The organism is Pseudonocardia pini (assembly GCF_013870575.1).
Taxonomy (GTDB): Bacteria; Actinomycetota; Actinomycetes; order Mycobacteriales; family Pseudonocardiaceae; genus Pseudonocardia; species Pseudonocardia pini.
In genome coordinates, this window is the sequence record NZ_JACBXB010000497.1 from 1 (window position 1) to 4157 (window position 4157).

Here is a 4157-nt window from a genome sequence, read left to right on the forward strand (position 1 = left end):
GCAGGCTGGCCGAGGCCCTGACCCTCGCGGCCGGGCCCTACTAGGGTCCCGGGAACGACGTGGTGACGACGCCCGGCAGGTCGGCCTGCATGGGCCCGGCGATCGTGGTCACCGGTCAGCCCCGCATGCGGAAGGGCTCGAACGCGGCGGTGAGGTCCACGTCCTGCCCCGCGGCGTCGGCCGCCCGGACGGCGCCGGTGGCGTCGGCCAGGCCGAGGCAGGTGTGCCCGTCGAACAGGCCGCACTCGTAGGTGACGGTGCCGTCGGACAGCTCCCGGACGCCGACCCGCAGCTGGTGGATGCCGGGGAACTGCACCTCGGCACGGAACTCGACGTGCAGCGCGCTGGGGGCGAGCCCGTCGATCGGACCCCCGACCGGGTAGCCGAGGACGTCGGTGTGCAGCTCGGCCAGCCCGTCGAGGTACCAGCTCGCGAGCTGGACGTTGTTCACGTGCCGGTTGGTGTCGAGGTCCGCGAAGCGCGTCCGGACGTCGTAGCGGAAGGGGTAGTTCTCCCGCACCAGGCGGGCGGCCGGGTGGTCCGCGCGGGGGGCGGGCTCGGCGCCTGCCAGGAGCGTGCCCTGCAGCGTGTCGCGCAGGACCGCGGGCAGCGGGGCGGGCTTGCCACCCTCGACCCACACGCTGGTGGTCGCCCCCGTGGCGACCAGGTCGTCCCCGGTGAAGACGGCGTAGGCGTAGCTGAACGACGAGCTGCCGACGCGGCTCACGCCGTACGCGACGCGGTACCCGTCGGCGATCCGCAGCGGCGCCACGACGTCCACCTGCACCGCCGCGAGCAGCTGGCCGGTGCCCTCGGGGCGGTGCCGCATGGCCGCGAGCTCGGCCCGGATGCGGGCGTCTTCGAACCAGCGGAGGAGGGCCTGCCTGCTGACCCGTCGGCTCGGGTCGAGGTCGCTGTAGCGCGGGGTCACCTCCAGCACCAGCGGGTACTGCGTGGCCTCCGGGCGGGTCTGGGTCGACGTCACGGGCCCCATGATGCCGATCCCCAGGGCGCTGAGCTGCACCGACCGGTCGAGATCACGTGTGAGCCGCGGCTCCCGGTACCGGATCGGCGCGGTCGCGCCGGGGATGTCGGGGCGGGCGGCTATCGTCGGTCGGTGCCCTCCGCCCCCGTGAAGACCGCGGACCTCCCCGGTGTCGCCGAGCTGCTCGAGGTCGCGGTCACGGCGGTCGGCGGCACGCGCCGCGAGGGACAGGACGCGATGGCGCAGGCCGTCCGCAAGTCCCTGTCCAGCGGCGAGCACCTGGCCGTGCAGGCGGGCACGGGCACCGGGAAGTCGCTGGCCTACCTCGTCCCCGCCATCCGGCACGCCATGGCGCGAGACACCACCGTGGTGATCTCCACCGCCACGATCGCGCTGCAGCGCCAGCTGGTCGACCGGGACCTGCCGCGGGTCGCGAAGGCGCTCAAGGCCGCCCTGGGCCGCGAGCCCACCTTCGCGATCCTCAAGGGCCGCCGGAACTACCTGTGCCTCAACAAGCTGCACGGGGAGGACACGGCCGAGCCCGAGGACGAGCAGCTGTTCGACGCGTTCGCGATCTCGGCCATGGGCCGCAACGTGAAGCGGCTGCACGACTGGGCCTCGGACACCGAGACCGGGGACCGGGACGAGCTGGTCCCGGGCGTGCCGGACACCGCGTGGCGGCAGGTGTCGGTCACCGCCCGGGAGTGCCTCGGCGTGTCGCGCTGCCCCGTCGGCGAGGACTGCTTCGCGGAGAAGGCGCGCGGGGAGGCGGGCCGGGCGGACGTCGTCGTCACCAACCACGCCCTGCTGGCGATCGACGCGATGGGGGACGCGAACGTCCTCCCGGAGCACGACGTCGTGGTGATCGACGAGGCCCACGAGCTGGTCGACCGGGTCACCGGCGCCGCGACCGGCGAGCTCACCGCGGGCACGGTCGGCGCCGCGGCACGGCGCTGCGCCAAGCTGGTGGAGGACTCCCTGGCGGACCGGCTCGCCGAGGCGGGCGAGGGCCTCGGCATGGTCCTCGAGGACCTCCCGCCCGGCCGTTGGGAGTCGATCCCCCAGGCCGCGACGGGCGCGCTGACCGTGATCCGGGAGGCCGCGGGGATGTGCCGTCAGGCGCTCGGCTCGGAGCGCAAGGAGGACCCGGAGGCGGCGACCGGGCGCAAGCTCGCGCTCGCGCTGCTGGACGAGGTGTCCGAGAACGTCGTGCGGGTGCTCAGGACGTTCGAGGAGAGCGACCCCGCCAAGCGGTGGGACGTCGTGTGGCTGGCCGAGCAGGGCCCGGACGGTGCGCGGCACAAGGTCCTGCGGGTGGCGCCGCTGTCGGTGGGCGGGCTGCTGCGGGAGCGGCTCTTCGCCCAGAAGACCACGGTCCTGACCAGCGCCACCCTCGCGCTGGGCGGCTCGTTCGACGCGTTGGCCCGGCAGTGGGGGCTGCCCGCAGCGGGTGGCGACTCCGAGGACCCCGTCCGTGATCCCGAGGCGCCGAGGTGGAAGGGCCTCGACGTCGGGTCGCCGTTCGCCCACGAGCGCAGCGGGATCCTGTACGTGGCCAAGCACCTCCCGCCCCCGGGCCGGGACGGGCTCGCCCCCGCCTACCTGGAGGAGATCCAGGGCCTGGTGGAGGCCGCGGGCGGGCGCACGCTGGGGCTCTTCTCCTCCATGCGCGCGGCCAAGCAGGCCACGGAGGCGTTGCGGGGCAAGCTGTCCGTGCCCCTGCTCTGCCAGGGGGACGACTCCACGATGCTGCTGGTCAAGCGGTTCGCCGAGGACACCGAGACCTGCCTGTTCGGCACCCTGTCGCTGTGGCAGGGCGTCGACGTCCCCGGCCCCTCGCTCAGCTGCGTGATCATCGACCGGATCCCGTTCCCGCGCCCGGACGATCCCCTCGTCGCCGCCCGGCAGAAGGCCGCGGACTCCCGCGGGGGCAACGGCTTCCTCACGGTCTCGGCCACCCACGCCGCCCTGCTGCTGGCCCAGGGCGCGGGCAGGCTGCTGCGCGGGAACGACGACCGGGGCGTGGTGGCGATCCTCGACCCGCGCATCGCCACCGCGCGCTACGGCGGCTTCCTCCGCGCGTCCCTGCCCCCGTTCTGGCAGACCACCGACCGGGCGAAGGTGCACGCCGCGCTGAGCAGGCTCAGGGACGCCTGAGCCCCGCGGTTCCCGGGCCGTACCGGGCCCGGGCGGGTCAGCCCGCGGCGACCTTCTCCAGCGTGGGCCGGAACTGCTCCAGCTGCCACGGGACGTTGAGGATCGACGGGTTGTCGTTGGCCGTGGCGAGCTGCTCGGACACCTCCAGGACGTGTCCGGCCCTCGCCGCGGGCAGCGCCGCGTAGAGCGGGCTGGCGGTGAGGTCGGCCCTGAGCTCAGCGGCGTCGCGCCGACGGTCGGGTTCCCCGGCGCCGCGACGGAGATGGCGAGCCGCACCGCCTGCGCAGCGGGTGAGCCCCCGGGCGACCAGCATGGCGTCGAAGTCCTCCACGACCCGCGCCGATGCCGTCGTCCGCGGGAACCCGCGGTTGTAGTACGCCGCCAGGCCCGGGTGGGCGAGCATGTGCCGGACGTGGAGCCGCGCGAACTCCAGCAGGTAGGCCTCGAGCGGCTGCCCCCGGTCCTCCGGGAACGGTGCCGTGACGACGAGGTGCTCCCCCACCAGCGTCTCCAGGTCGTGCCGCGACCCGACGTGCCGGTGCACCGAGGTCCGCGTGACGCCCAGCCGCTCCGCCACCGCGGCGATCGTCAGGTCGGCCATCCCGGTCTCGAGCCCGGCCCGCAGCACGTCCCCACGCGTGATCGCGGCAGGCCTGCCGACGCGCACCCGACTCACCACATCCCGCGCATCATGGAGCCACGACTGTCGTTCTCGGGGACCCGGACGACCATTGTGGCTCCATGGTGCGGGTGGGTCAGGCGGCGCGGCAGGTGACCGTGCCGGGGTCGACCTCGGTGAAACCCGCGTCCCGGACGGCGATCGCGTCCTCGCGCGCGGCGAGCTCGGCCCACAGTGCGGCGTCTCGGCGCACGGCGAAACGCGGCGCCGTGGTCCAGCCACGGACCGCGGCGAGGATCATGGAAGCGTGCCCGACCTGGGCCGCGGCCTTGCCGACGGTCATGTCCACGGCGGGGTTGAGCGCGATCACGGGCGAACCGGCGGGCCCCGGCGAGT

Annotated in this window: 3 protein-coding genes and 1 pseudogene; 1 reads left to right on the top strand and 3 read right to left on the bottom strand. The window is 74.6% G+C overall.

The annotated features are described in order from the left end of the window. Positions 1-115 precede the first annotated feature (115 nt). Positions 116-985: an acyl-CoA thioesterase gene (locus H5J29_RS23220; protein ID WP_181783159.1), complete on the bottom strand. Its 870-nt coding sequence runs from the start codon at positions 983-985 to the stop codon at positions 116-118. 132 nt (positions 986-1117) lie between these two features. On the opposite strand from H5J29_RS23220, the gene H5J29_RS23225 reads away from it, so the two are divergent. After that, entirely contained in the window at positions 1118-3142 is a 2025-nt protein-coding gene (locus H5J29_RS23225; protein ID WP_312858367.1) for an ATP-dependent DNA helicase, read from the top strand. Positions 3143-3179: 37 nt separating this feature from the next. Here the strand turns inward: H5J29_RS23225 and H5J29_RS23230 are convergent, their stop codons facing one another. Together H5J29_RS23230 and H5J29_RS23235 are read right to left on the bottom strand one after the other, a co-directional pair. After that, the gene (locus H5J29_RS23230) at positions 3180-3818 is read right to left on the bottom strand and encodes a helix-turn-helix domain-containing protein (RefSeq protein ID WP_181783160.1); all 639 of its coding nucleotides are present in this window, start codon (positions 3816-3818) and stop codon (positions 3180-3182) included. A gap of 79 nt (positions 3819-3897) precedes the next feature. Then, positions 3898-4157, bottom strand: a pseudogene (locus H5J29_RS23235) (peptidyl-tRNA hydrolase); the annotation flags it as partial.